This is a genomic window from Kitasatospora sp. SC0581 (genome assembly GCF_048159585.1).
GTDB lineage: Bacteria > Actinomycetota > Actinomycetes > Streptomycetales > Streptomycetaceae > Kitasatospora.
Map to the genome: position 1 here is coordinate 1 of NZ_JBLRWA010000084.1, position 987 is coordinate 987.

A 987-nucleotide genomic window follows, 5' to 3' on the forward strand; every position below is an offset into this window, starting at 1 on the left:
GCCCGCTTTCAGAGAAAATTCATCTTCTGAAAGTTTTGACCCTTCGTTTGTGGTCATTGGTTTTCATTCATCAATGGAGCGAAACTGTTCCAGCTGGCGGGCTTTCTGATGGTGGCCCGGTTTCGGTTCACTGTTCATGCATATCTGCCTCCACTCTTTGCATAGGATCATCACTCCTCTTTCATTTCGTACCCTGCAAAAAAGGAAGGCAAACCGCAAATCGTTATTACGCCTCTTCGTGTTAGCGGAGCCCACCAGCTTTCACGCCCGTGTTCCATTCAGCAATCACATTTACAACTGATCCTTTGGCATTTTCGCTCGCTCCCTGTACCCCGGAAAATTTCCGGATGACGGCCGGCCTTCATTTCTAATTCGTTCTTTGGGGGGCTATCAAAACTTTTTCATTAGATTCACCTGAATGGGGAATAGGTTATATTTGATGGATATTCCAATTAGGCGATCTATTTGGCAGTAAATGAAAATTTTAGCACAGATTGAGAGGAAAATAAAAAATCACTTACAAAATATTTCATAAGTGATTCATGTGGATATCTAATATATGGAAAATTAAACAGGAAAGTCTTTAACGATTTCATAGTCAACAATAGGAGGAATACGATCTGCCAACATTAGATCTTTTAACATCATTATCCGAATAGATACATCCGCGTCGTAAAAGATCTCTCCATCAACCGGCAGTTTTTCGTATGGAACATTTATAATTTTTAACTTTTTATTGTCTATAGTCCATTCAACCGTTCTTTTCAGTTGGGTAGTGGATCTCATTTTTTTGATACCCTCCTTGTTTCTAACAAGAATAAGGTTTTTCATTGAAATCATCAACACACCCTTTATAGAGGCTTCACCCAATTAATTAAAGATAAAAAACAAACAAAAATTTTGGTCAAGATGGTCATGTAACGAAATATTGTATGGCAAACGCATCTGACCTCTCTGGTGAGATGCGTTTTTTAGGTTATTCAACTT

Annotated in this window: 1 protein-coding gene; it reads right to left on the minus strand. The window is 38.6% G+C overall.

Annotated features, from left to right (window positions below; all coding sequences use genetic code 11):
• Positions 1 to 567: 567 nt before the first annotated feature.
• The gene (locus ACLWS4_RS37170) at positions 568 to 870 is read right to left on the minus strand and encodes a hypothetical protein (protein ID WP_416876446.1); all 303 of its coding nucleotides are present in this window, start codon (positions 868 to 870) and stop codon (positions 568 to 570) included.
• Positions 871 to 987 lie beyond the last annotated feature (117 nt).